Source organism: Mycobacterium gastri, from assembly GCF_002102175.1.
GTDB classification, from domain to species: domain Bacteria; phylum Actinomycetota; class Actinomycetes; order Mycobacteriales; family Mycobacteriaceae; genus Mycobacterium; species Mycobacterium gastri.
This window is the reverse complement of sequence record NZ_LQOX01000115.1, coordinates 1-26,285: the sequence shown is the minus strand read 5'-3', so window position 1 is coordinate 26,285 and position 26,285 is coordinate 1. Positions and strand designations below refer to the sequence as shown.

General features: G+C 64.5%; 19 protein-coding genes and 4 pseudogenes. 13 read left to right on the top strand and 10 right to left on the bottom strand.

The annotated features are described in order from the left end of the window. Positions 1 to 7 precede the first annotated feature (7 nt). Complete coding sequence (locus AWC07_RS14980) at positions 8 to 1,537, bottom strand: ATP-dependent DNA ligase (RefSeq protein ID WP_036420287.1); 1,530 nt, start codon at positions 1,535 to 1,537, stop codon at positions 8 to 10. A gap of 110 nt (positions 1,538 to 1,647) precedes the next feature. Between AWC07_RS14980 and AWC07_RS14975 the strand changes: the two genes are divergently transcribed. Together AWC07_RS14975 and AWC07_RS14970 are read left to right on the top strand one after the other, a co-directional pair. Next, complete coding sequence (locus AWC07_RS14975; RefSeq protein WP_036420290.1) at positions 1,648 to 2,418, top strand: SDR family NAD(P)-dependent oxidoreductase; 771 nt, start codon at positions 1,648 to 1,650, stop codon at positions 2,416 to 2,418. A 102-nt stretch (positions 2,419 to 2,520) separates the two neighbouring features. Beyond that, positions 2,521 to 4,686 carry an acyl-CoA dehydrogenase family protein gene (locus tag AWC07_RS14970; RefSeq protein ID WP_085105126.1) on the top strand — a complete coding sequence of 722 codons (2,166 nt, stop codon included), beginning with the start codon at positions 2,521 to 2,523 and terminating at the stop codon, positions 4,684 to 4,686. A gap of 15 nt (positions 4,687 to 4,701) precedes the next feature. Here the strand turns inward: AWC07_RS14970 and AWC07_RS14965 are convergent, their stop codons facing one another. After that, positions 4,702 to 5,037, bottom strand: a complete 336-nt coding sequence (locus AWC07_RS14965) for a Zn-ribbon domain-containing OB-fold protein (protein WP_036410917.1) — start codon at positions 5,035 to 5,037, stop codon at positions 4,702 to 4,704. 55 nt (positions 5,038 to 5,092) lie between these two features. Here AWC07_RS14965 and AWC07_RS14960 point away from each other — a divergent pair, with 55 nt between their 5' ends. From AWC07_RS14960 to AWC07_RS14950, 3 genes are all read left to right on the top strand, one after another. Then, entirely contained in the window at positions 5,093 to 6,286 is a 1,194-nt protein-coding gene (locus AWC07_RS14960; protein WP_036410894.1) for a thiolase family protein, read from the top strand. A 22-nt stretch (positions 6,287 to 6,308) separates the two neighbouring features. Next, entirely contained in the window at positions 6,309 to 7,766 is a 1,458-nt protein-coding gene (locus AWC07_RS14955) for a FadR/GntR family transcriptional regulator (protein ID WP_036410895.1), read from the top strand. 110 nt (positions 7,767 to 7,876) lie between these two features. Then, entirely contained in the window at positions 7,877 to 8,845 is a 969-nt protein-coding gene (locus AWC07_RS14950) for a sensor histidine kinase (protein ID WP_036410897.1), read from the top strand. Positions 8,846 to 9,404: 559 nt separating this feature from the next. Here AWC07_RS14950 and AWC07_RS27625 read toward each other — a convergent pair. Next, entirely contained in the window at positions 9,405 to 9,560 is a 156-nt protein-coding gene (locus tag AWC07_RS27625; RefSeq protein ID WP_167380080.1) for a hypothetical protein, read from the bottom strand. Between the two features lie 272 nt (positions 9,561 to 9,832). After that, on the bottom strand, positions 9,833 to 11,323 hold the full coding sequence (locus AWC07_RS14935; protein ID WP_036410900.1) for a cytochrome P450: 1,491 nt from the start codon (positions 11,321 to 11,323) through the stop codon (positions 9,833 to 9,835). 107 nt (positions 11,324 to 11,430) lie between these two features. Here AWC07_RS14935 and AWC07_RS14930 point away from each other — a divergent pair, with 107 nt between their 5' ends. Both AWC07_RS14930 and AWC07_RS14925 read left to right on the top strand, forming a co-directional pair. After that, the gene (locus AWC07_RS14930; RefSeq protein ID WP_036410901.1) at positions 11,431 to 12,078 is read left to right on the top strand and encodes a TetR/AcrR family transcriptional regulator; all 648 of its coding nucleotides are present in this window, start codon (positions 11,431 to 11,433) and stop codon (positions 12,076 to 12,078) included. Positions 12,079 to 12,099: 21 nt separating this feature from the next. Next, complete coding sequence (locus tag AWC07_RS14925) at positions 12,100 to 12,963, top strand: SDR family oxidoreductase (protein WP_036410904.1); 864 nt, start codon at positions 12,100 to 12,102, stop codon at positions 12,961 to 12,963. 5 nt (positions 12,964 to 12,968) lie between these two features. Here the strand turns inward: AWC07_RS14925 and AWC07_RS14920 are convergent, their stop codons facing one another. The 3 genes from AWC07_RS14920 to AWC07_RS14910 form a co-directional block, all read right to left on the bottom strand. Continuing rightward, positions 12,969 to 16,352 (bottom strand): PPE family protein, encoded by a 3,384-nt coding sequence (locus AWC07_RS14920; protein WP_051507858.1) that lies wholly within the window; start codon positions 16,350 to 16,352, stop codon positions 12,969 to 12,971. 342 nt (positions 16,353 to 16,694) lie between these two features. Next, positions 16,695 to 17,726, bottom strand: a complete 1,032-nt coding sequence (locus tag AWC07_RS14915) for a DNA polymerase IV (RefSeq protein WP_036410906.1) — start codon at positions 17,724 to 17,726, stop codon at positions 16,695 to 16,697. Between the two features lie 9 nt (positions 17,727 to 17,735). After that, complete coding sequence (locus tag AWC07_RS14910; protein ID WP_036410908.1) at positions 17,736 to 18,323, bottom strand: TetR/AcrR family transcriptional regulator; 588 nt, start codon at positions 18,321 to 18,323, stop codon at positions 17,736 to 17,738. An 85-nt stretch (positions 18,324 to 18,408) separates the two neighbouring features. On the opposite strand from AWC07_RS14910, the gene AWC07_RS14905 reads away from it, so the two are divergent. The 6 genes and pseudogenes from AWC07_RS14905 to nrdE all read left to right on the top strand — a co-directional run. Further along, the gene (locus AWC07_RS14905) at positions 18,409 to 18,990 is read left to right on the top strand and encodes an NAD(P)H-dependent oxidoreductase (protein ID WP_084293392.1); all 582 of its coding nucleotides are present in this window, start codon (positions 18,409 to 18,411) and stop codon (positions 18,988 to 18,990) included. Positions 18,991 to 19,477: 487 nt separating this feature from the next. Further along, positions 19,478 to 19,717: a redoxin NrdH gene (locus tag AWC07_RS14900; RefSeq protein ID WP_036410909.1), complete on the top strand. Its 240-nt coding sequence runs from the start codon at positions 19,478 to 19,480 to the stop codon at positions 19,715 to 19,717. 35 nt (positions 19,718 to 19,752) lie between these two features. After that, entirely contained in the window at positions 19,753 to 20,205 is a 453-nt protein-coding gene (nrdI, locus tag AWC07_RS14895) for a class Ib ribonucleoside-diphosphate reductase assembly flavoprotein NrdI (protein ID WP_036410911.1), read from the top strand. Next, positions 20,175 to 20,744: pseudogene (locus tag AWC07_RS29565) on the top strand (ribonucleotide reductase N-terminal alpha domain-containing protein); the annotation flags it as partial. The gene nrdI and the pseudogene AWC07_RS29565, both read left to right, overlap by 31 nt. After that, positions 20,733 to 21,938: pseudogene (locus AWC07_RS29560) on the top strand (LAGLIDADG family homing endonuclease); the annotation flags it as partial. The pseudogenes AWC07_RS29565 and AWC07_RS29560, both read left to right, overlap by 12 nt. A 24-nt stretch (positions 21,939 to 21,962) precedes the next feature. Further along, positions 21,963 to 23,579, top strand: a pseudogene (gene nrdE, locus AWC07_RS29555) (class 1b ribonucleoside-diphosphate reductase subunit alpha); the annotation flags it as partial. 108 nt (positions 23,580 to 23,687) lie between these two features. On the opposite strand, the pseudogene AWC07_RS28785 reads toward nrdE, so the two are convergent. From AWC07_RS28785 to lpqS, 3 genes and pseudogenes are all read right to left on the bottom strand, one after another. After that, a pseudogene (locus tag AWC07_RS28785) lies at positions 23,688 to 24,316 on the bottom strand (MFS transporter); the annotation flags it as partial. 44 nt (positions 24,317 to 24,360) lie between these two features. Next, positions 24,361 to 25,389: a PLP-dependent cysteine synthase family protein gene (locus AWC07_RS14880; RefSeq protein ID WP_244187596.1), complete on the bottom strand. Its 1,029-nt coding sequence runs from the start codon at positions 25,387 to 25,389 to the stop codon at positions 24,361 to 24,363. Positions 25,390 to 25,632: 243 nt separating this feature from the next. Next, a complete protein-coding gene (gene lpqS, locus AWC07_RS30020) occupies positions 25,633 to 26,166 on the bottom strand; it encodes a putative copper homeostasis (lipo)protein LpqS (protein ID WP_482805312.1) in 534 nt (177 codons plus the stop codon). Positions 26,167 to 26,285 lie beyond the last annotated feature (119 nt).

Sequence of the window (26,285 nt, the reverse complement as noted above, 5' to 3'; positions counted from 1 at the left end):
GGCTCGCTCAGTACAGCGCGCGCACCGTGTCGATGGTGTCGGCGTCGTGGGGGCTCTTGTCGTCTCGATAACGCAGCACGCGGGCAAACCGCAACGCGACTCCGCCTGGATAACGTGACGACCCCTGCACCCCGTCCACCGCCACCTCGACCACCTGCTCGGGGCGCAGCTGGACGACATACCCGTCCGTGCCACCGATGGCCAGCTCGGTGAACCGGGCGGTCTGCCAGTCCAGCATGGCGTCGGTCATCCCCTTGAACGTCTTGCCCACCATGACGCATTTGCCGCTGGCCGGATCCCGTGCGCCCAGGTGAATGTTGGACAGTTTTCCGCGACGGCGACCCGAACCCCACTCCACGGCCAGCACCACCAGATCCAGCGTGTGCACCGGCTTGACCTTGAGCCATCCCGCGCCGCGACGCCCGGCCTGGTACGGCGCTCCCGGCGCCTTGGCCATCACGCCTTCATGACCGGCGGCCAGTGTCGCGTCCAGAAAGGCGGCCGCGGCGGCCGCATCGGACGTGATCAGCCGGTCCACCCGGTGCCTCGCGGGCACGACGGCGTCCAGGACGGCTAGCCGTTCGGTGGTCGGCGCGTCGAGCAGGTCGTCGCCGTCACGATGCAAGATGTCGAAGAAAAACACCGAAAGCGGCTGGGTTGCAAGGGCGGCCGCTACATCGACCGATCGGCCGAACCGGGACGCGGTGACCTGGAAGCGATGCGGACGGTGGTCGGGTCGCAACGCGATCGCCTCACCGTCGGCGACCAGCTCGCGCACCGGCAGCGCCAGCGTTGCCTCCACCACTTCCGGCAGCCGGGCGGTGACGTCGTCGAGGCTTCGGGTGTAGACGGTGACGTCGTCGCCGGCGCGGTGAATCTGTACTCGGGCGCCGTCCAGCTTTGCCTCGAATATCGTTGTGCCGTCGTGACGTTCGAGCGCGTCGGTCACACCGGTCGCGGTCTGCGCCAGCATCGGGCCCACCGGCCGGCCCACCCGTAGGGTGAACGCGTCCAGCGCCGCCGCCCCGCCGGTCAGACCCGCGGCGGCGACGGCCGGCAGATCGCCGCCCAGCATGGCGGCGCGCTGCACCACGCCAGTGGGGATCGCCGCCGCCTTGGCGACGGCGTCGGTCATAATCCCGGTCAGCGCACCCTGGCGCAGCTCTCCGCTTAGCAGCCGCAGCAGCAAGGTCTGCTCGGATTCGGTTGCGGCCGAGAATAACTCGAAGACCAACTGCGCACGGCGTGCCTGCGAGCCGCTACCCGAGGTGGCGCCGATCTCGGAGAAAGCCGCGTCGACGCCCGCGACGGTCAGCGTCGCATGCCCAGCCGGCGGCGGTAGTGACCGCAACGACGCCCAGCCGACACCGATGCGTCGCTGTGGCAGTTCGCCGGAGAGCCACGCCACGAGGACCGCCACCAGCTCGGGGTCGGGTGCGGCACGGTGCAGCAGGTCGGCGATGCGTTCGACCTTGCTCAGCCGCGACGAGGTGGCGCCCACGTCGAGTGAGGTAGTGGCCACGTCGAGAAGGAGCACGGTTCAGCTTGGCATGACTCGCCGGCAACCGTTGCGGGCCGACACGCTAGCGTGCCTAGATAACGTTACAGATTGCCAGAATTCTGACAAGCCAATGCAGGGAGGTCCGGATGGAGATCAGCGGCAAGAAGGTCGTCGTCATCGGCGGTGCGTCGGGGATGGGTCGCGCGACCGCTGAGTTGCTGGCCCAACGTGGCGCGCACGTCGCGGTGCTCGACCGCGAGAACTCCGACGGCAAGGCCGTCGCCGAGGGGCTCGGCGGCGCGTTCTACCCGGTCGACGTCACCGACTTCACCGGAACCGAAGAGACCTTGCAAACGGCGGTCGACAACCTCGGCGGACTACATGTCGCGGTGACGACCGCGGGCGGCGGCATCGCCAAGCGGACCCTGACCAAATCCGGCCCCCACGACCTCCAATCCTTCCAGTCGGTCATCGATCTCAACCTCATCGCCACCTTCAACATCAGCCGGCTGGCGGCCGCGCACATGGCCAAGAACGACCCGGAAGACCCCGAATCGACCGGAGAGCGCGGCGTCATCATCAACACCGCATCCATCGCGGCCTTCGAGGGCCAGATCGGGCAGGTCGCCTACACCGCCGCCAAGGCCGCGATCGCCGGCATGTGCCTGACCATGGCCCGTGACCTCGGGTCGATGGGAATCCGGGTGCTGGCCATCGCGCCGAGCCTGTTCCTGACCGGGCTGACCGCCATGGTTCCCCACGAGATGGCGGCCCAGCTGGTCAAAGACGCGGCCTTCCCGAAGCGGATGGGCCGGCCTATCGAGTACGCAAAGCTGGCGGCGGCCATCGTGGACAACCCGATGCTCAACGGTCAGTGCATCCGCCTGGACGCCGGCCAGCGGTTCGCGCCCAAGTAACCGACCGAGTCGGCCGGGCGCGCGCCTGGATTGAGTACACTCTTTAGAAAATCAGCAGGACCCGCGACGGCGCGGGCCGCGCAGTGCCGCGAGGAGGCCCTGATGGGTATCGCACTCACCGACGACCACCGCGAACTCGCCGAGGTAGCCCGCGGGTTTCTGACGGCCCAGAAGGCCCGCTGGGCAGCGCGGTCAACACTCGACGCGGCCGAGGAACAGCGACCGCCCTTCTGGCCGCAGCTGGTCGAACTCGGCTGGCTGGGTCTACACATCGACGAAGAGCACGGCGGCTCCGGCTACGGGCTGCCCGAACTCGTGGTGGTGATCGAAGAACTCGGCCGCGCGGTGGCGCCGGGACCGTTCGTGCCCACCGTCATCGCATCGGCGGTGATCGCCAAAGAGGGCACCGCCGAGCAGAAGGCCCGGCTGCTGCCGGGCCTGATCGACGGAACCGTTACCGCGGGCGTGGGTCTCGACAGCCGGGTGCAGGTCACCGATGGCGTCGCCGACGGCGAGGCGGGCGTGGTCCTGGGTGCCGGGCTGGCTGATCTGCTGCTGGTCACGGCCGGCGACGACGTGCTGGTGCTCGACCGCGGCCGGGCGGGTGTGTCGATAGACGTGCCGGAAAACCTCGATCCCACCCGGCGTTCCGGGCGGGTTCGGCTGACCCAAGTGAGCATCAGCGCCGACGACATCCTGTCGGGGGCGTGCGAATCGGCGCTGGCGCGGGCCCGGACGTTGCTGGCCGCCGAGGCGGTCGGCGGCGCGGCCGACTGTGTCGACGCCGCCGTCGCCTACGCCAAGGTGCGTCAGCAATTCGGCCGCACCATCGCGACTTTCCAAGCGGTCAAACATCATTGCGCCAACATGTTGGTGGCGGTGGAGTCCGGCATCGCCGCGGTGTGGGATGCCGCCCGCGCGGCATCCGAAGATGAAGAACAGTTTCGCCTGATCGCGGCGGTGGCGGCGGCGCTGGCGTTTCCGGCCTATGCGCGCAATGCCGAGCTCAACATCCAGGTGCACGGCGGCATCGGGTTCACCTGGGAGCACGACGCCCATCTGCACCTGCGCCGGGCGCTGGTGACCGCGGGATTGCTGGGCGGAGACGCGCCGGCCCGCGATGTTTTCGCTCGCACCGCGGCCGGGGCCACCCGCGCCAACAGTCTGGACCTGCCGCCCGAGGCCGAAGAGTTGCGCACCCGGATCCGCGCCGACGCCGCCGAGATCGCGGCTCTGGACAAGAAGGCGCAACTGGACAAGCTGATCGAGACCGGGTACGTGATGCCGCACTGGCCCAGACCGTGGGGCCGCGCCGCGGATGCGGTGGAGCAGTTGGTGATCGAGGAGGAGTTCGGCAAGGCCGGCATTAAACGCCCGGACTACTCGATCACCGGCTGGGTGATCCTGACCCTGATCCAGCATGGAACACCTTGGCAAATCGAAAGATTCGTGGAGAAGGCGCTGCGGCAGGAAGAAATCTGGTGCCAGTTGTTCTCCGAGCCCGACGCCGGCTCGGACGCGGCGTCGGTCAAGACCCGCGCCACCCGGGTGGACGGCGGCTGGAAGATCAACGGGCAGAAGGTGTGGACCAGCGGGGCCCAGTATTGCGCCCGTGGCCTGGCCACCGTGCGCACCGACCCCGACGTCCCCAAGCACGCCGGCATCACCACGGTGATCATCGACATGAAATCGCCCGGCGTCGAGGTGCGTCCGCTGCGACAGATCACCGGCGGCTCGGAATTCAACGAGGTGTTCTTCAACGACGTGTTCGTTCCCGACGAGGACGTCGTCGGAGCGCCCAACTCCGGGTGGACGGTCGCACGGGCGACGCTGGGCAACGAGCGAGTCAGCATCGGCGGCAGTGGGTCCTTGTACGAAGGGCTGGCAGCCAAACTGGTGCAGCTGGCCCAGCGGAGAGCAGATCGGTTGGCGGGAGCCGAGGTTCGGGTCGGGTACTTCCTGGCCGAAGATCACGCGCTACGGCTGCTGAACCTGCGCCGTGCCGCACGCAGCGTCGAAGGTGCGGGCCCGGGACCGGAAGGCAATGTCACCAAACTCAAGCTGGCCGAGCACATGATCGAAGGCGCTGCCATCTCGGCGGCGTTGCTGGGACCCGAGATCGCGCTGCTCGACGGTCCCGGTGCGGTGGTCGGCCGGATGGTCATGGGCGCGCGTGGCATGGCGATCGCGGGGGGTACCTCCGAGGTGACCCGCAACCAGATCGCTGAGCGGATTCTGGGCATGCCGCGCGATCCGTTGATCAACTGACGCCGGCTGGCGCCACTACACCGGGGCGAACAGCGGGGCGCCGCCGGAACCCCGCTCCGGCCGGATCTCGACGGGCATTCCGCAGGTCACCGAATCCGGTTCACACCCAACGATATTGGCGGCAACACGTAGCCCCCTCTGTTCGCTGAGTTCCACCAAGGCAATCACATAGGGGGTCGGGATGTCCGGGTTGTACGGGTGATAGTTGACCGTGTAGGTGAACACCGTGCCGCGCCCGGACACCGGCCGGGCCACCAGTGGCCCGCCGCAGTCGCGGCATTCGCCGGTGGCCGGATGCACCCACCGCGCGCAGTGGTCACAGTGCTCGATGAGCAGCGGCTGGGCGAACACGACCAATACAGTACACTCTATTGATTCGTGTACACGCGGCTACCGGACGGCGCAGGTGAAGTATTTCGAGAAGGACGCGATCCTGTCCGGCCTGGGCATCTCGCGCATCGGCCGGCGCACCGGCATCCCGGGGCTCGAGTTGACCATGCAAGCAGTGCGGGCCGCCATCGACGACGCCGGCCTGGTCGCCGCCGACATCGACGGCATCGCGACCCTGGGCGACACCCCCGCTGCCGAGGTCAACGCCGAGCTGCGGATCGACGCCGGGGATTGCGGATCCGGCTTCGGCACAGGCGGGTTGCTGAGTCCGGTGATGTCAGCGTGCCGGGCGGTGGCCGAGCGGCGCGCCCGGCATGTGGTGGTCTACCGGACCATCCAGATGCTGGGCGGAACCGTACCGGTGAAACCGCAAGACGATGCGCCGGCCCCGCCGTTGGCGCGGATGCTGGACCTACCCGAGGGTGCCCCGCGGCCCGTCGTCGGGCCGATGGACGACATCACCGATCTGATTGCCGCACAAGCCTATTCGGCGGCGAACTGGCTGGCGCTGAATTGCCGTCGGCACATGGAGCTCTACGGAACCACCAAGGAGCAGTTGGGCTGGGTTGCCCTCAACGGCCGGCGCAACGCGGCGTTGAATCCGCTGGCGGTCTACCGCGAACCGATGACGATGGCCGACTATCTGGGCGCGCGGCCGGTGTCGACGCCATTCGGGCTGCTGGATTGCGATGTGCCCATTGACGGTTCCATCGCGGTGGTGGTCTCGAGCGCCGGGTATGCCCGCGATTGCCCGCACCGCGCCGTGGCAGTCGAGGCGATCGGGGGATCCGACGGCGCCGGCGGGTGGTTTCATCGCGACGACTACCCCAAGATGGCGATGTCGGACGCGGCGGCCCAGATGTGGTCACGGACCGAACTGACACCGGCCGACCTGAACGTCGCCCAGCTGTACGACGGCTTTACGTTCCTGACCATCGCCTGGTTGGAGGCCCTGGGTATCTGCGCCGACGGCGATGCCGGCCCGTTCGTCGAGGGCGGGGCGCGGATCGCCCGTGACGGCGAACTGCCATTGAACACCTACGGAGGCCAACTTTCGGCGGGGCGCATGCACGGCTACTGGGCGTTGCACGAAGGGTGTCTGCAGTTGCGCGGCGAGGCGGGGGAGCGGCAGGTGGCTCAGCGCCCGGAGGTCGGCGTGGTGTCGGTGGGCGGCGGTCCGGTGGCCGGATGCATGCTGCTGACTTGCTGAATCTCGTTGTGGGGCAGCTTAATTGAGTGTAGAGCCACAGGCAGTCCGGACCGACAAGCGAGCTGTGCAGATTGCCCGCTGCATCGAGGCCGAGGTCGTCCGCCGCGGCTGGCCCGTCGGGGCGTCGCTGGGCTCGGAAGGCGCTCTGCAGAAGCGATACGGCGCCAGCCGGTCGGTGCTGCGCGAAGCCGTTCGGCTCGTCGAGCACCATCAGGTGGCGCGGATGCGTCGCGGACCCAATGGCGGGCTGCTCGTCTGCGCACCCGATGCCGGACCGGCGACCCGCGCCGTCGTCATCTATCTCGAATACCGGGGCACCACCCTGGATGACCTGCTAGACGCGCGCCTGGTGCTCGAGCCGCTGGCTGCTGCTCTTGCCGCCGAACAGATCGACGAAGCCGGAATCGAGCGGCTGCGGGCGGTGTTGGGTGCGGAGCAGCAGCAGCCGGGATTGCCCGCCGCGCGCGACGAGTTCCATGTGGCGCTTGCACGGCAATCGAAAAACCCTGTCCTACAGCTGTTTATCGAAGTCTCGATGCGACTGACCAGACGCTATGCGCTGTCCTCGCGGACCGACTCGGCGACCGAGGCGCTGGAGGCGCTGGACCGGCTGCACCACGACCATTCGGGTATCGCCGCGGCAGTCACCGCCGGAGATTCCGCGCGCGCCAAGGCGCTCAGCGAGCGGCACGTGCAAGCGGTGACCGCCTGGCTGCAGCGGCATCAGCGCGGTGATAGGTCAGGGGCACCGCCCCGGCAGGTACGGCGGCTGGACCTCGAAGCGCCCCGCGGCAAGCTCGCCGAAGTGCTGGCCGCCACGATCGCCGACGATATCGCCGCCACCGGTTGGCAGGTCGACTCGGTTTTCGGAACCGAGGCCGCGCTGCTGGAGCGTTATCGCGTGAGCCGCGCGGTGCTGCGGGAGGCGGTGCGGCTGCTGGAATACCACACGATCGCCCACATGCGCCGGGGGCCCGGCGGTGGGCTGGTCGTCACCCGGCCCCAGGCGCAGGCCTGCATCGACACCATCGCGCTGTACCTGCAGTACCGCAAGCCAAGTCGCGAAGACCTACGCTGCGTGGGGGATGCGATCGAGATCGCCAACGTGGCGAAAGTCGTGCAGCTTCGTAACGAGCCCGAGGTGGCGGCCATGCTCGACACGCTGGACCCGTCCACGGATTTCGCCGCCGACGAGGCAGCAGGCGAAATGCGTAAGGCCGCGGTCGAGGAATTCCGGTTCCATATCGGCCTGGCTCAGCTGGCCGGCAATGCGCTGCTGGAGCTGTTTCTCCGGATAATCGCCGAACTCTTTCGCCGGCACTGGTCCAGCACCGGAGCGCAGCCACCGACCGCAGCGGACGTCGTCGCCGTCGAACACGCTCACCTGCGGATTCTGCAGGCGATCCGCGCCGGCGACGACAGCCTGGCTCGCTACCGCATCCGTCGCCATCTCGACGCGGCGGCGTCTTGGTGGCTGTAGAACTCGGTCGAGCCAGGTTCGCGCATAACGAACGCCCATGTTGGGTACATGCTTACCCGGATAACGAGCCCGGTCCAGCATGGGTGCCGGCGCAGGGCAGGAGCGCTGATATGACGATGAGCACGAAAACCGAGCGACGAGGCTTCGTCCATTCCGCGCTGCTGTATCACTCCCAGCGGGAGTATCTCGACGTCGTCGGACGCTTCGTGTCCGACGGGGTGGCGCTGGGCGAACCGGTTCTGGTCGCGGTACCGGCGGACTGGCTGGCATCGCTGCGCACCGAACTGGGTGCCCGCGGTACCGCTACAGCCGAGCTGCAAATGATCGACATCGCCCGTGTCGCACACAATCCGGGCCGATTCCTGGCCGTAGCGAGTTCCTTCGCGGCCAAATACGCCGATCGGCGGGTGCGGATCGTCAGCCAACTAGTCTGGCCCGGCCGCACCGCGGACGAGTGTGTGGCGTGTATGCAGCATGAGGCGTTGGTCAACCGGGCGTTGGCACCGCACAGCGTGATGGGGTTGTGTCTCTACGACGCCGAGCGGCTCGACGACGAATTGCTGGCGGATGCCCGCGCTACCCATCCGTTGTTGTGGAAGTGCGGGTCGGCCTATCACAATGCCGATTACGCCCCGGAAACGACGCTGGTGCGCTGCAATCAGCCGCTACCCCCTAACCCGGGCGCTGTGACCTACTTGGTGCGCGATAGCACAGACCTGCGGCCCGCGCGTTCGTTCGCGGTCGATTACGCCGAATGGGTCGGCTTGGCGCAGGACAGCCTGGAAGATCTGCGTTTGATCACCACCGAGCTGGCCACCAACAGCCTGCAATACGCCGACGGGGAATGCCAGCTTGCCTTCTGGCGGCACGATGAGCATCTGGTCTGTGAGGCGCGCGACAGCGGACGGTTCGATCAGCCGCTCGTCGGACGTCAACTCCCGAGCACCTGCGCAACCGCCAGCCGCGGGCTGTTTTTGGTCAACGCCATGGCGGATTTGGTGCGTACCTACACCACGGCAAACGGCACCACCATTCAGGCATACCTTCGGCTCAAGCCGTCGGCGGCTTCCGGATGCTAGCGAGGTCCGTCGGCGGCGTTACGACCGCAGCGATCGGGCGTCGAACTTACCCCAGCGACCCGCTCGGCGATGGCACCGACGGAATCGTACATGTGGTGGTCTTGCAGTTATCGGAGCTGTTGCAGCTCACCGCCGCGGTGGCTGCAAACGCCGCGATCAGGGCCGCGACGACTATCCGAACTGCCCGGGACCCTTTACTTTTTGCACTCATCGGCCGTGCCTTTCAATTGCTGCTGTGCAGATTTATGTGAATTCCGACGATGACTGTCTGCAGATGTTATGCCGTCGCTGCGCGCGGCGGGCTGTTTTGCCCTAATGGTTCTGACCTGCCGCAAATCAAACCCACCCGGAGCGACCCTGCGGGATATGGGCCGGGGAAAGTGTCCGGTGGCTTACTTTCGTCCGATGCGGCGAGCCGACAATGCAGCTGGTCCGAACGCGAAGTGCCCTACCGGGCACATGGCGCAATCTGTAGCCGCAGTCCTGGTTTCCGAAGGTCGAAATCTGTAATTGCCGGTGCGCGTGGCGGTGTGATCGAAACCCCGGCGCGGGCCAACCCCTACTCTGGCACCACGCTCGTAATGACGCTCGTAATGGGGTTGGAAGGCTCGCGTTGAGCGGCGCACCCGGCCGCTACCACCGCGAATGCCGCGGCCAGCACTACCACCACCGTCTTGACCGCCTGCACCGTCCTGCTGGTCTCTTTTGCGCTCATCGACCGTGCCTTTCGTTTGCTGGACCGCACCCGTAGTTTGGCGATTCCGCCCGCATCAGATGCTATCGCCAACTGGCCGAACAGTGCGGTGTTTTGCGACGTTGAGCTTGCGGGGTGCGCTTGATGCGCAAAGCGTGCGGCAAGGCCGCGACTCAGCCCGGCATTATTGGCGTAGAGAGGCTTCGACGCGACTGCGCAGCGCCCGGTCGCTCACGGCCACCCCGGGGAGTCGGCGTGCCCGCGTCGACAGGCTGCTCGCCGGCCTCGGGCGATCACAGCGGGCGCAGGACTATGGGCATGCCGTCCTTGGGGACCGGCATACCGCCGTAGTCCCAGCTCGCGTGGTAATCCGGCCGCGGCAGCTCCAGCCGGTAGCGGCGCAGCAACCGGTGCAGGATCGTCTTGATCTCCAATTGGCCGAACACCATTCCAAGGCACTTGTGGGCGCCGCCGCCGAAGGGCGTGAACGCGTAGCGGTGTCGCTTGTGCTCGTTGCGTGGCTCGGTGAATCGCTCCGGGTCGAATGTCATTGGCTCGGTCCAGAATTCAGGCAGGCGGTGATTCAAGCCGGGAAACGCGATGACGTTGGTGCCCTTGGGCAGGTAGTAGCCCAGCAATTCGGCATCGCGAACGGTCTGCCGCATCGCCCACTGGACCGGCGTCACCAACCGGATCGACTCGTTCATCACCAGATCGAGGGACTCCAGCTTCTCCAGCGATTCGATGCCCAGCGGCCCGTCGCCGAGGCGGTCCGATTCATCGCGGCAGCGCTGCTGCCACTGCGGGTGAGCCGCCAGGTGATAGGCCATCGTGGTGGCCGTCGATGTCGAGGTGTCGTGGGCGGCCATCATCAAAAAGATCATGTGGTTGACGATGTCCTCGTCGGAGAACCGGTTGCCGTCCTCGTCCTCGGTCTGACACAACACCGTCAGCAGGTCGTTGCCCTCCTGGCCGCGGCGTTCCTTGACCCGTTCGGCGAAATAGTGCTCGAGCAGTTCCCGGGCCTTGAGTCCCCGCCACCAGGTGAACGGCGGCACGCTGGCACGGATGACGGCGTTGCCGGCGCGGGTCGTCGTCGTGAACGCCTTGTTCACCTTGGTGACCAGCTCATGGTCGGTGCCGGGTTCGTGGCCCATGAACACCATCGAGGCGATGTTGAGGGTGAGCTCCTTCATCGCCGGATAAAGAAGGAAGCGTGCATCGTTGATCACCCAGTCCTCGGCGATCACCTGCGACACCACCTGGTCCATCTGCTCGACGTAACCGACCAACCGGGACCGGACGAACGCCTCTTGCATGATCCGCCGGTGAAACATGTGCTCCTCGAAGTCGAGCAGCATCAGCCCGCGCCGAAAGAACGGCCCGATCACCGGGACCCAGCCCTGCTGCGAGTAGTCCTTGTTGCGGTTGGAATAGATGACCTGAGCGGCGTCCGGGCCCAATGCCGCAACGAAGGGCAAAACTGGCGAGTCCCCGTAGATGACGGGACCCTTGGTGTTGTACAGGAACATCAGATAGTCCGGTCCGCCGCGCAGCATCTCGATCATGTGTCCGATGATCGGCAGCCCAGCGTCACCCACGACCGGCTTGAGCCCGCTGCCCGGCGGCGGGTCGGCCAGCTTCTTCTCCGGAAATTGCGTGTTCAGCAGCCAACGCTCCACCAGCCCCATACCGGGAAAGTTGTTGAACGACGGGGTCAGCCGGCGCTCGGCTTGGGCAAGGAGATATGCCGGGGTGCTGATCGTCGCCCTGCTCGTGGCCATGACGCTCCTTACCGGTTGTGGCGGCCATCACTACGTAAATCCATCCTTCGAATGAACTTGACGGCTGTCAAGTTTTCTTTTCGCCCGGCTTGGTGCATGGTCAGCATGTGAGTGAGTACGCCCCCGACCAGCAAGCTGTGCCGGCATTGCGGCGGCGTGGCGACAAGCATCGGCAGGCGATCCTGCAGGCGGTACGGGAACTACTGCAGGAGCGGCCGTTTGCGGAACTGTCGGTCAGCACCATCAGCAACCGGGCCGGGGTAGCCCGCTCCGGGTTCTACTTCTACTTCGACTCCAAATACGCAGTGCTCGCCCAGATACTGGCGGAGGCAGCCGAAGAACTCGAAGAACTCACCCAGTATTTCGCCCCCCGCCAGCCGGGCGAGTCGCCGCAGCAGTTCGCCAAACGGATGGTGGGCAGCGCCGCCATTGTGTATGCGCACAACGACCCGGTGATGATGGCCTGTAATGCCGCCCGCCACACCGACATCGAGATCCGCGAGATCCTCGAGCGACAGTTCGAGGTGGTGCTGCGCGAGATCGTCGGCGTCGTCGATGCCGAAATGCGAGCCGGCACCGCCAACCCGATCAGTGACGACCTGCCGACGCTGATTCGTACCCTGGCGGGCACCACCGCGCTCGTGTTGACCGGCGACCCGCTGCTTGTCAGCCGTGACAGCGACCCCGACCGCCGGGTGCGGGTGCTCGAACAGATGTGGCTCAACGCGCTCTGGGGCGGCGCCCCCAAGGCCTGACCCGCCGGTATCGTCACCGCCATGGCGCAACCGCGGTATTACGCAGGGAAACGGTGCCTGGTCACCGGTGCGGCCAGCGGCATCGGCCGTGCCACCGCATTGCGGCTCGCGGCGCAGGGTGCCGAACTCTATCTGACTGACCGCGACGCCGACGGCTTGGCGCAGACCGTGTCCGATGCGGGTGCGCTCGGCGCGCAGGTGCCCGAGCATCGGGTTCTCGATATCTCCGACTACGCCCAGGTGGCCGCGTTCGCGGCGGACGTCCATGCCGGTCACCCCAGCATGGACGTCGTGCTCAACGTCGCCGGCGTCTCGGCGTGGGGGACTGTCGACCGGCTGACCCACGACCAGTGGAGCAGGATGGTCGCGATCAACCTGATGGGTCCCATCCACGTGATCGAGACATTCGTTCCGCCGATGGTCGCAGCCGGCCGGGGCGGACATCTGGTCAACGTGTCCTCGGCGGCCGGGCTGGTCGCGCTGCCCTGGCATGCGGCGTACAGCGCGAGCAAGTTCGGCCTGCGCGGGCTTTCGGAGGTGCTGCGCTTCGATCTCGCACGACATCGCATCGGGGTGTCGGTCGTGGTGCCGGGCGCGGTGCGGACACCACTGGTCAACACGGTCGAGATCACCGGCGTGGACCGCGACGACCCACAGGTCAAGCGTTGGGTCGACCGCTTCAGCGGCCACGCCATCTCGCCGGAAAGGGCTGCCGAAAAGATCCTGGCCGGGGTGGCGAAGAACCGGTACCTGATCTACACGTCGCCGGATATCCGTGCGCTGTACGCGTTCAAGCGGCTGGCGTGGTGGCCCTACAGCGTGGTGATGCGCCAGGTCAACGCGATCTTCACCCGCGCGCTGCGGCCCCGCCCGGCGCCGCGCTGACCTGGTTACTGGCCGGTGCCGCTGAGCAAGGAGCCGGCGAGTCTGCTGCCGACATTGCCGATGCCGGAGAGGAACGCGCCGGTCAACCCTGCGGTGCTGGTGTTGTACCAGCCGGTGACGATAGTGCCGATGTTTCCGATGCCCGAGGTCAGTTGGCCGATGTTTTCGAACCCGGAGAGAAAGCGCCCACCTTCGTTGGAGAACCCGGAAAAGAATTGACCCGCGTTGAAGAATCCCGAGCCGCCGCCCGGGCCGGTGTTGAAGAAGCCCGAGGAGGGGGAAGTGGTGGAGTTGCCGATGCCTGGTGTCGCCGGAATGTTGATGACCGGGATCGAGACGGGGCCGACGCTGTTGACGATTTCTATGTGCATCACCGTGGGGCCGACGTTCAAATTCTCTAGGTCGATACGGTTTATGACAATCTTGGGGATATCGACGGTGATTGACTCGCCGGAGCCCAGCGGGATGGTCACGTTTGGAATAGGATTGGGTAAATTTATAAATAGATTGAGGTCTATCGGAACATCCAAGCTGAACGGCTGGATCGCTATGCCATCTATAAAGCCCGTCACGGGTATCTGAAGTTGGACGTCAACGCCGATATTCAACGGGATCCCGGGCATGGTGATACCAAAGTCGAAGCCGAATTGTCCCCGGTTGTCACCGCGCCAGAAATACCCGTTGTTGCGGTTTCCGGAGTTGAACGAGCCGGTGTTCAGGTTGCCATTATTGTAGTAGCCGGTATTACCACTTCCGGTGTTGAAATCACCAGTGTTGAGCCCGCCGGTGTTGAGATTACCGGTATTGAGGCTGCCGGCGTTGGACAGCCCGGTGTTCAGGTTGCCGGAGTTGAACAGGCCGGTGTTGAACGAGCCGGTGTTGCCGATGCCGGTGCTGGTGCTGCTGGTATTGCCGACACCGGTGTTGTAGCTGCCTGTGTTGCCGATGCCGAAATTGCCGTTACCGGAATTGAAGAAGCCGGTGTTGCCGTCGCCCGAGTTGAACAGCCCGGTATTGTTGGATCCCGAATTCAGCCCACCAAAGCCGAACAGGTTGCTGCCGGTGAACCCGACACCCCAGTTTCCGTTTCCGGTGTTGGCCAAGCCGATGTTTCCGCTGCCGGTGTTGCCCAACCCGATGTTGTAGTCCCCAGTGTTGCCGAAGCCGATGTTACCGACGCCGGTATTGCCGAAACCCAGGTTGAAATCGCCTAGGTTGCCGAAACCGAAGTTGTTGTCCCCAAAGTTGGCGAAACCGAAGTTTGAGCTGCCATGATTTGCGTCGCCGATGTTGAAGCCGCCGATGTTTCCGTTGCCCAGGTTGAAGCTGCCGAGATTCGCGCTGCCGAAATTAAGGCCACCTCCGTTGGCGGAGCCGAAGTTGAACGTCGATGCGCCCGCGCTGTTATGGAACATGCCCGAAAGGTGGCTGCCGACATTGCCCAATCCCGAATTCAAGGCCTCAAATTCCAGGTCGAGATTGCTGGTGTTCTCGAAGCCCGAGATGGAGTTGCCGAAGTTGTGGATGCCCGATTGCAGCAGGCCGGCGTTCAAGAAGCCTGAACTGCCGAGCTTGCGGGTGAAGTTGAAGAAGCCCGAGGTGTCGGGCCCGAAGTTGCCGAATCCCGAAGTGCCCCCTCGGCCACTATTGAAAAAGCCCGACGAGGGCGCGTCGGTCGAATTTCCGAAACCAGGCGCAGCCGGAATATTGAAGATCGGGATGTTGATAGGTCCGACACCCCCGGCAACGAAAACGCCCAAAGCCGTTTCAGGACTTCCCACATTAATGGAGATGAAAGGGCCGGTCACCGTGATGGAAGGCACTTCTATTGGCCCGATAGTACCGCTCAAGGCGGGGAAGTTCAAAGCGATTGCGGGAATTGTGAACGGCACTAGGGAAATGTCGGTGGTGCCGCCCTTGACAGGAATATTCAACGGAATACTCAATGGCAGATTTATCGGGATTTCCGGGATCGTCAGGGCATACGAAAGGCCGGCAGTTCCCGCACCACTACCCCGCGCGAAAAAGCCGTTGTTCATGTCGCCGACGTTGAAGGCTCCGGTGTTGAGATCGCCGGTGTTGGCCCAGCCGGTGTTGATGTTGCCGGTGTTGTAGAACCCGGTGTTGGTGTCGCCCGGGTTGAACTCGCCCGTGTTGAAGTTGCCGACGTTGTAGTTCCCGGTGTTGTAGTTGCCGACGTTGCCGGTGCCGGTGTTGACGATGCCGGCATTGAAGAAACCAGTGTTAGCCGTGCCGGAATTGCCGAAGCCCGTGTTGAACGAACCCGAGTTGCCGAGGCCGAAGTTTCCGGTCCCGGAGTTTCCGAAGCCGGTGTTGCCGCTACCCGAGTTGAACAGGCCGGTGTTGCCCGTGCCGGAGTTGAGCCCGCCGAAGCCCAGCTGGTTGCTGCCGCCCAGCCCGATCCCGATGTTGTTGTCGCCCCCGAACCCGCCGTTTCCGAAGCCGATGTTGCCGTTGCCGGTGTTGCCGATTCCGATGTTGCCGCTGCCGGTGTTGCCGAAGCCGATGTTGAAGCTGCCGCTGTTGCCGAAGCCGAAGTTGTTGCTGCCCATATTGCCGAGGCCGACGTTGAAGCTGCCCAGGTTGCCCGAGCCCAGGTTGAAGCTGCCCAGGTTGCCCGAGCCGACGTTGAGGTTGCCGACGTTGCCGTTGCCCTGGTTGAGATCGCCGAGGTTGGCGTTTCCGAAATTCAGGCTGCCGAAGTTGGCGAAGCCGATATTGAAGATGCTCGACACGCCGGATGGAAGCAACCCGGCAGGCGCGGCAACGGCTGCCGCCGGGGCCGCGCTCACGCCGGCAGCTATCGAGTTGCCAACGTTTACCAGGCCCAGAGCCTGGCCCGCCAGGCTCTGCAGCGGGCGAGCGAAAGGCCTCAATGCGGTGGCGACCGTGGAAGCCGTGGAATGGTAGCCAAGCATCGCGGCGACGTCTTGCGCCCACATCTCTTCGTATTGGGCCTCGGCTGTGGCGATTGCCGGGGCATTCTGGCCGAAGAGGTTCGACCACACCAGCCGCAGCAGTGAAGAACGGTTGGCTGCGACGAATGCCGGATGCACCATCTCGGTGCGCACTGCCTCGTAGACGTCGACTGCGATTTTCGCGTGTCCGGCCGCTTGCTCGGCTTGGGCCGCCGCTGACTGCAGCCACGCCAAATAGGGCGCCGCGGCGGCAGCCATCGCCGCCGAGGCCGCACCTTGCCACGACCCATGCGCCAGACCAGACGCCACCGACCCGAACGACGCCGCCGCTACGCGCAACTCCGCGGCCAGCCCGTCCCAGGCCGTCGCCGCCTGCAGCATCGGGCCCGCACCGGCACCGGCGAAGATCCGCGCGGAATTGATCTCCGGTGGCAGTACCAAGAAATTCATGCGGCCGTCCTTCGTCAAGCAGTGTTTCTTCGTGCGCCCTTGAGAACGGGCGCCGTCGGGCTGCCCAGGCCAAGCCCCAGCCGCATCCGCGACCGGCCGTGACGTTCACCCCATGGAGAACCGCGGACCATGAGGACCCGTCGGGCGAGGTTGTCCACTCGTGAGCAGCGTGTTGTCACGACCGACTGTGCCCGGCCATGCTTCGGCAAGACTTCGCGAATCGTGAAATGCCCAGTTCGCGGTCGCTTGTATCGGCGCCGAGCGCGGCGTGCATTCAATGCCGGATCTGACGCGCGCACCTCGAACTCCAGATGCCCGCCCCGGCATTGGGGTAGGCGGGGGTTAGGCGGGCATCTGGAGTTCGAGGCGCACGCCGAGAAGCCGTACCGGGCGGTCCAGCTCGAACAAGTTCAGGACCCGCAGGGCGGCGGCGATGACGACGTCGGCGTCGGTGGTCGGCGCATCGAGCTTGCGGACTTTGGTGCGGGTATAGAACGTCGAGGTGCGTACGACAACGGCCACCCGGGTGACGAGCCGCCGCGAGGCCACCACTTCGTCGAGTGCCTTACGGGCCAATTCCCTTACCGCTGACTCCATTTCGGTTCGCTCGGTGAGGTCTTCCGGAAAGGTGACGACGTGGCTGCGGGAGCGCGGGATCCAGGGGGTCGCGCTGACGTCGGTGTCGCCCCCGCCCTTGGCGAGCAGCAGCAGCCACAGCCCCGTTCTCGGGCCGAACGCCGACGTCAGCTCCTCGGCGTCGGCGTTCGTTAGTTCTCTGACCGTAGTGATGTCAAGGACCGCAAGCTTTTTCGCCGTCTTCGGACCCACGCCCCAGAGCGCGTCGACCGAGCGGTCGGCCATCAGTGCCATCCAGTTGGTGTCGGTGAGCGCAAAGATGCCGGCCGGTTTCGCGAAGCCGGTGGCGACCTTGGCGCGTTGTTTGTTGTCGCTGATGCCGATCGAGCAGGACAGTTGGGTCTCGGAGAAGACCACAGCACGGATCTGTTCGGCGACTTCGGTGGGATCCCCGGCGGCCACACCGACATACGCCTCGTCCCAGCCCCACACCTCGACCGGATGCCCCAGGTCGCGCAACAACGCCATCACCTGGTCGGAGGCCGCGTCATAGGCGGGCGGATCCGACGCCAGAAATACGGCGCCGGGGCAGCGGCGGGCGGCCGCACGTAACGGCATTCCGGCCCGCACGCCGAAGTCGCGAGCCTCATAGGAAGCGCAGGTGACCACCTTGCGAGCTTCGGTGGGATCGCCGTTGCCGCCGATGATGAGCGGCAGCCCGGCCAGTTCGGGATGGCGGCGCCGCTCCACCGACGCCTGAAACTGGTCGAGGTCGACATGCAGTATCCATCGCGGCATCGGGATCGGTCACCGCCCGCAGAGCTTGCGCGCCAGGCCTTCCCACGCGTCGCCCAACGTTTGCAGGCTGTGACCGTGGTCGTTGAGCTGGTGCTCGACGTAGTCGACGTCGAGCAGGGCCAGCAGGGCATCGGTCTGGACATCGAGGTCGCCGGTCGTGTGAGCCGAGCGCAACAGCACCCGCACATGCGTGCGGTGCACCGACGCCGCCGCGCTGTAACGGGTCTTCGGGTCCCGGTTGGCCTGCGACAGCAGCTCCCGGTGGGCATGGACGAAGCAGATCCGCTCCCGGCCGAACGCGACCAGGCGTTCCAGCGGCGGGGCATCGGGGCCCAGCGGCGGCGGGCCGAACAGAAATGCCTGCTGACTGGCCCGCTCGTCTTCGTCGAGCAATACCGTCATCAGACCGGCCCGGCTGCCGAACCGGCGGAACAGCGTGCCCTTGCCGACACCGGCCGCGGCGGCGACGTCGTCCATGGTGATCGCATCGGCGCCACGGTTGGCGACCAGGCGGCGCGCCGCGTCCAGCAGCAGGGCGCGATTGCGCGCCGCGTCACCGCGCTCTGGCCGAGTCGACGCCGGCAACTCGTCACTCATACCTGCACAGTAACGCGGATGGAATAAATCGGACCATAGTCCGGTTGAGCCGTGCAAAGATGAGGCCAACGCGAAGGGAAGCAATATGTCCGATGTCTCCGACGTCTCCGATTTCTCCGGCATCTCCGGCATCAGAGTTTTGGCGCTGGTGGGAAGCCTGCGCACGGGTTCGGTCAACCGCCAGATCGCCGAGCTTGCGGCCGCCGTTGCGCCCGACGGCGTCAGCGTGACGGTGTTCGAAGGGCTGGCGGAGTTGCCGTTCTACAACGAGGACATCGATACCCCCGATGGCGTTCCCGGGGCGGTGATCGCGTTGCGACAGGCCGCGGCGCAAGCGGATGCGGCTCTGGTGGTCACCCCCGAATACAACGGCACCATCCCCGCTGTCATCAAGAACGCGATCGACTGGCTGTCACGCCCGTTCGGCGACGGCGCATTGAAAGCCAAGCCGCTGGCCGTCATCGGCGGGTCCGTGGGCCGATACGGCGGAGTATGGGCCCACGATGAGACCCGCAAGTCGTTCGCCATCGCCGGCGCGCGGGTGATCGACGCGATCAAGCTGTCGGTTCCGTTCCAGTCCCTGGCGGGCAAGACCCCCGCGGACAGCTCCGAGATGTCGGCCAATCTACGAGACATCGTCGGCAAGCTGGCCGCCGAAGTGGGCTGACCCGGCTACCGCGGGCGGGCCGGCACGCCGCTCCGCCAATCCCGACGGCCCTCGCCGGGCCCCAACGGCGCCTTTGCTGGGCCCGGCTTGCCGGACGACGAACCACGAGCCTGTCGGTGGTCGGTGATATACCGGGCGACATGGGTACCACCGCCGGGTTGTGTGATCTGCGACACGCCGACACCGGCTCGAACACACGCCCACGACCTGCGAATTTCAAGAATGTCATTCAGAACATCTTGTATCTCTTCTCGTCCCGACCCCCTAGGTGTAGTGTTTCGGGCACCGGCAGATCCCAGGTTCACCGGCTCCCACCAGGTTCACGGGGCCCGCTGAACTTCCCGGAATCGGCATCGCCATGTCCGATCAACATGGTGGCCACGACGGGAATCTGGGGGCATGCCGGGCCGCTGAACATAGCGAAGATGCACCACCTGAGTCGTTGCCAGTTCCTGTTCCCCGATTCCCGCAAAGGAGCGGTACGCCCATGACCATCACCGTCTACACCAAGCCCGCATGCGTGCAGTGCAGCGCCACCTACAAGGCGCTGGACAAGAACGGCATCGCCTACCAGAAGGTCGACATCAGTCTGGATTCCGAGGCGCGGGACTACGTGATGGCGTTGGGCTATCTGCAGGCACCGGTTGTGGTGGCCGGGGACGACCACTGGTCCGGCTTCCGGCCCGACCGCATCAAGGCGCTCGCCCTGGCTGCGCTGAGCGCATAACACGGGCAGGCGCTAGGTAAGGAGACAGCGGTGCCATGGATATCAGGCCGTGCAACCTGGTCTACTTCTCCAGCGTGTCGGAGAACACCCACCGCTTCGTGCAGAAGCTGGGTCTGCCCGCCACGCGGATACCGCTGCACGGCAGCATCGAGGTCGACGAGCCCTACGTACTGATACTGCCCACCTACGGCGGCGGCCGGGTCACACCCAAACTGAATGCCGGCGGCTATGTCCCCAAACAGGTCATCGCCTTTTTGAACAACGAGCACAATCGAGCACTGCTGCGCGGGGTCATCGCGGCCGGCAACACCAACTTCGGTCCGGAGTTCGGCTACGCCGGTGACGTTGTCGCGCGCAAATGCGGCGTTCCCTACCTTTACCGCTTCGAATTGATGGGCACCGAGGACGACGTGGCCGCCGTCCGTGCGGGTCTGGCTGAATTTTGGAAGGAGCAGACGTGTCACCAACCGTCACTGCAGAGCCTGTAACCTCCGGCGCGCACTCGCACCTTTCGGGGGGCCAGGCGGAACTGGATTATCACGCGCTGAACGCGATGCTGAACCTGTACGACGCGGACGGCAAGATCCAGTTCGACAAGGACGTGCTCGCGGCGCGCCAGTACTTCCTGCAGCACGTCAACCAGAACACCGTCTTCTTCCACAACCAGGACGAGAAGCTCGACTACCTGATCCGCGAGAACTATTACGAGCGTGAGGTTCTCGACCAGTACTCCCGTAACTTCGTCAAGTCGCTGCTGGACCGTGCCTACGCCAAGAAGTTCCGGTTCCCGACGTTTTTGGGCGCCTTCAAGTACTACACCTCCTACACCCTGAAGACTTTCGACGGGAAGCGGTATCTGGAGCGCTTCGAGGACCGGGTGGTCATGGTTTCGCTCACGTTGGCGGGCGGTGACACCACGCTGGCCGAGCAGCTGGTCGACGAGATCATCGAAGGCCGCTTCCAGCCGGCCACGCCGACGTTTTTGAACTCGGGCAAGAAGCAGCGCGGCGAGCCGGTGAGCTGCTTTCCGGCTGGAACGCCGGTGGATACAGCTGAAGGTCCGAAGGCGATCGAGGCTCTTCGGGCAGGTGACCGGGTGCTATCGCACGACGGGTCCTTCTCCGTCGTCGAGTCCGTCGTCGAGAATTCCAACGACCAAGCCCTCCTGTCGATCTCACATTTCGGGCACGGAGAGCCAATCCTGTGCACTCCCGAGCATCCGATCCTGGTGTGGACCACGCGAGATGTGCAGACGCTTATCGACGGTGACGGTGCCGACCCCTTCAACGGGTTCGTCTGGTTGGCTGCCAAAGACATCCGTCCCACCGACTTCATAGTGACGGCAGCACCGCTGGAGGGACGGTCGCGGCGCGTCTACGACCTGATGGAGTATGTCGGGGAGGGCGAGTACGAAGAGGTCGACGGTCTTATACGCAAAGTCAAGTCTGATCGGAAGCATCGCAACAAGCAGCGCCACCACATGAGCTTCATATCGGTGAATCGCTACGTGGAAGAGTCGTATGACCTTGGCCTTATTCTCGGCTGGTACGTCGCCGAAGGCCATATCTCCAAGCGATCGGGACTCGCGGGCCCTGCGCCCAATGGCATCCACTTTACGATCGGCACACACGAACTCGAGTACCAGCAGGAGTTGGCGGCGGCATTCAAGCGAGTGTTCGCCGCGGACCTCGCCGTACACCAGAGTGTGTCGGACCAGTCGGTGCGCATGGTGTGCAACAGCAAGGTTGTTTCGTCGCTGTTCCTCTCTCTGGTCGGCACAGGATATCGTTCGAAGCGGTTGTCCCACGATGTCTTAACGGCCGATGAAGAGTTTCAGCGTGGTTTGCTCGCCGGGTTGTTCCGCGGCGACGGTTGCAGTACCACGGGCGGCGTGGCGCTCGACCTGGTGAATCCGGAGTTGATTGATCAGGTGCAGCTCATTGCGCGCCGATTGGGAGTTGTGTCCAGAGTGCGTCAGTACGTCAATCAAGTAGGCAATGTGACGGGGCAGTTGTTCGTCCCCGGACTGCCCGGCACCAATGAAGAGTTCATCTTCGAAGTCGGCAAGAACCTGCACAACTACGTGGGCCAAAAAGGAACGTCGCGCAAGATCTATCAGGTCGTACACGGGCGGCACGTGTACGGAATTCGCGAGCTGAAGCGCACGCAGCAAGTTCCGGAGAAGGTGTACAACCTCCACGTCGAGGACACGCGCACGTACACGATTCGGGGCACGGTCGTGCACAATTGTTTTCTTTTGCGCATCGAGGACAACATGGAGTCAATCGGGCGATCGATCAACTCCGCACTGCAGCTGTCCAAGCGCGGCGGCGGAGTTGCGTTGCTGCTGACCAACATTCGCGAGCACGGCGCGCCGATCAAGAACATCGAGAACCAGAGCTCGGGCGTCATCCCGATCATGAAGCTGCTCGAGGATTCGTTCTCTTATGCCAACCAGCTGGGCGCGCGCCAGGGTGCTGGGGCGGTGTACCTGCATGCGCATCACCCCGACATCTACCGCTTCCTGGACACCAAGCGGGAGAACGCCGACGAGAAGATCCGCATCAAGACGCTGAGCCTGGGCGTGGTGATCCCCGACATCACCTTCGAGTTGGCCAAGCGCAACGATGACATGTACCTGTTCTCGCCCTACGACGTCGAGCGGGTCTACGGAGTGCCGTTCGCCGACATCTCAGTGACCGAGAAGTACTACGAGATGGTCGACAACCCGCGTATCCGCAAGACCAAGATCAAGGCACGGGAGTTTTTCCAGACGTTGGCCGAGTTGCAGTTCGAGTCCGGCTATCCCTACATCATGTTCGAAGACACGGTGAACCGGGCCAACCCCATCGAGGGCAAGATCACCCACTCGAATCTGTGCTCGGAGATCCTGCAGGTGTCCACACCGTCATACTTCAACGAAGACTTGTCGTACGCCAAAGTGGGCAAAGATATTTCGTGCAACCTGGGTTCGCTCAACATCGCCAAGGCGATGGATTCGCCGAACTTCGCCCAGACCATCGAGGTGGCCATCCGCGCGCTGACCGCGGTGAGCGACCAGACGCACATCACGTCGGTGCCCTCAATTGAGCAGGGCAACAACGACTCCCACGCCATCGGGCTGGGGCAGATGAACCTGCACGGCTACCTGGCGCGTGAGCGGGTCTTCTACGGATCCGAAGAAGGCATCGACTTCACCAACATCTACTTCTATACGGTGCTGTATCACGCGCTGCGGGCGTCGAATCGGATCGCGATCGAACGTGGCACGCACTTCAAGGGTTTCGAGCGGTCCAAGTACGCGTCGGGGGAGTTCTTCGACAAGTACACCGAGCAGATTTGGGAGCCGAAAACTGAGAAGGTGCGCCGGCTGTTCGCCGACGCCAACATTCACATCCCGACTCAGGACGACTGGCGGCGGCTCAAGGAATCGGTGCAGACGCACGGCATCTACAACCAGAACCTGCAAGCGGTGCCACCCACCGGGTCAATTTCCTACATCAACCACTCGACGTCGTCGATCCACCCGATCGTGTCCAAGGTCGAGATCCGCAAGGAAGGCAAGATCGGCCGGGTCTACTACCCGGCGCCCTATATGACCAACGACAACCTGGAGTACTACCAGGACGCCTACGAGATCGGCTACGAAAAGATCATCGACACCTATGCCGCGGCGACCCAGCATGTGGATCAAGGGCTTTCGCTGACGTTGTTCTTCATGGACACCGCCACCACCCGTGACGTGAACAAGGCGCAGATCTATGCCTGGCGCAAAGGGATCAAGACGCTCTACTACATCCGGTTGCGGCAGATGGCGCTGGAAGGAACCGAAGTGGAGGGCTGCGTGTCCTGCATGCTGTAGGGCCACCTTTGCCGATCAGTCGTCTGGTTGGGTGCGTTCTCGCGCACTGGGATCACTGCAGGCGAACAACCTGTTCTTCCGTTGGCTCAATTGACGAAATCCCGCTGTCGTCGCGTACAGTGGCAGGGCGAGATAGACCTGGAAAGACAATACGTAGGACCCAATCATCGCGGCGGCAAGAGGAAAGACCCGGTTGCCAAGGACTACCCGCCAGTCGTCGAGGATGGGCGTTTTTCTGGTGCAGGGTCGATGCTGTGTTTGAGGGAGCGCCAAAGTTGGGCTACGGTGAGGACGGCGAAGACGGCGGCGGTGACCCGAAAGTCGATGGCGGCCAACACAAGTCCGATTAGGGGGCCCAGCAGGATCCCGGCCTGGCAGAAGATGTCGAACATCGCGAAAGCATCGATGCTTCGATCGCCGGTTTCGGCGGCCAGCTAGGCGCGTACCGCCGGATTGAACAGGGCCCCGGCAAACCGGCGACCGCTGAGGCGATGAGCGCCGCGCTCAGCGAATGAGCCACAACCAGCAAGGCGAACCCGCCGGTGCGCAGCAGGCAGCCGGCCAGGCTTGTAGCCCAGGCGGTCGGCCAGCGTGCCGCCTAGGACGAACATGTCCTGTTGGGAGAAGTTGCGTACCCCGAGAACCAGCCCGACAGCCCAGGTGGTCCGGCCAGATAGTCGGGTAGGGCATCAGCATGCAAAGGCGACGTTGATCCCGAACTGGTTGACCAGCAGCATCCGGTTGGGCCCGTCGAAGCTGCCAAACTGTGCCAGGAACGGCCTTACTGCTTAACCAGGGCTGGGTCGACTACCTTGGTGCATCGAGTCCAGGACTGCACCACCTGTTCAGTCGGGTCATCGATGACGGCAGGTTCCACCGGCGGGGCAGCATCGAGCAGGTCGTGTTGGCGGCAGTAGTCGTCGTTGTAGACAGTGTCGAAGTAGCGCAGCGGGCCATCGGGAAAGACCGTGGCGATCTTGGTGCCGGGTTGATGAGTGCGCGCTGCCCAGCCGGCAACCAGCGCCACTGCTCCTACGCTCCATCCGCCGCTGGCATAGTAGGTGTTCGCCAGGGCGCGGCATGCCCACACCGCTTCGGCCGGGGCCACCCAGTGCACTTCAGCGAACGCCGGGTAGTCGACATTGCGGGGATAAATGCTCGATCCCAGGCCGCGCATCAACCGCTTAGCCGCAGCGGGCTGCCCGAAGATCGTCGATCCGATGGTGTCCACGCCGATCAACTTCAGGTCAGGATTGACTCGGTGCAGCACGCGCGCTATGCCTGCTGAATGGCCTCCGGTGCCCACTGAGCACACCAACACGTCAATGGGCCCAAGTTGGTCGAGCAGTTCCAGTGCCAGCGATCGGTAGCCATCGGCGTTGTCCGGGTTGTTGTACTGGTCGGGGTTCCAGGCGTGGGGATCGGCGGCCATTAAGTGGGCAACCCGGTCTTTGCGGGCCTGTTGCCATCCCCCGGTGGGATGCGGTTCGGTGACCACGTCGACTCGAACCCCGTACGCGGTCAACATTCGTTGCACGATGGGTTCCATCCCGGGATCGGTGACCAAGGTCACCGGATGGCCGTATACCTGGCCCGCCAAGCCCAGCGCCAATCCCAAGGTGCCGCTGGTGGATTCGACGATCTGAGCACCTGGCCGCAATTCACCGCGCGCTCGGGCGCATTCCACCATATGTAGGGCTGGGCGATCCTTCATCCCACCCGGGTTAGCCCCTTCCAGCTTCGCCCAAAAGCCACGATCTCCGCTGCCAAAGGGCTCCGAAACCCATAACACCGGCGTGTTACCCACCATGGTGCGTGGCCCACGATGGCGACCGGCGGTGACGCTGCAGGCAACAGAAGTCAGTTGCCGCAAGGAATCCGGCTTGGGGATCGAGCTCCCGAACCCGGGCAGCTCAAAACGCTCACAGGATTCTAGATACAACAAATTGCTCATGTGATCGTTGCTTTCGCATATGCGCCGCAAACGGCGGCATGGGATATGGGTCGACGCTCACCGGCCGTGTGCATGGCACAACGACCTGAGGCTGACCGATCAGCGACGCAACTGGCAGAATCGCGTCAAGAGACCCCGACCGGTGTCGGCAGGGCCAAGTGGTGGCGGGCCCCGTCCGGCAGGCCTGACAACATCGGCCAAGCTAGCGGTGATCGCCACAACGGTCGCCACGACTCCTAATCCGACCAACGCGGCGGCCGACCGTGGCAATATCGCGGTCGCGAACACGTCGTGGCATTCGGTCAACGAGCCGTCGATCAGGTGCGCATGGTCGATGTTGACAGCGAACTCACCACCCACCGACGACAACAACGCATGTGGTTGATGCGGCCTATGAGGCTCCGAATGCATCATGGCTGAGTGACCCAGCAGAGCAATCAGTCCCGCCACAACTGCGGCGGCGATCACCGCTCGCCTTCGCGGTGGCCCGAACCGATCGCTTGGCGGCTGAATTCCCGTCCGGTGCGTCCGACTTGGACCCGATTGCGCCGCCGAGGGTGCACGGCCCAGCCGAAGCAGCGGGACATGAGGCGGTACAAGACGGATAACCGTCCCCGGGCCCCCATGCCTCATACCCGTACAGGGTAGTGCCATCAATCGCTGCTGACAACTGAGCGGCAAGCATCACGAAAAGTGCCCGCGAAACGCCCTCGGTGCATCACTTAAGAATGCCCGCGAAATGGTTGATCCTC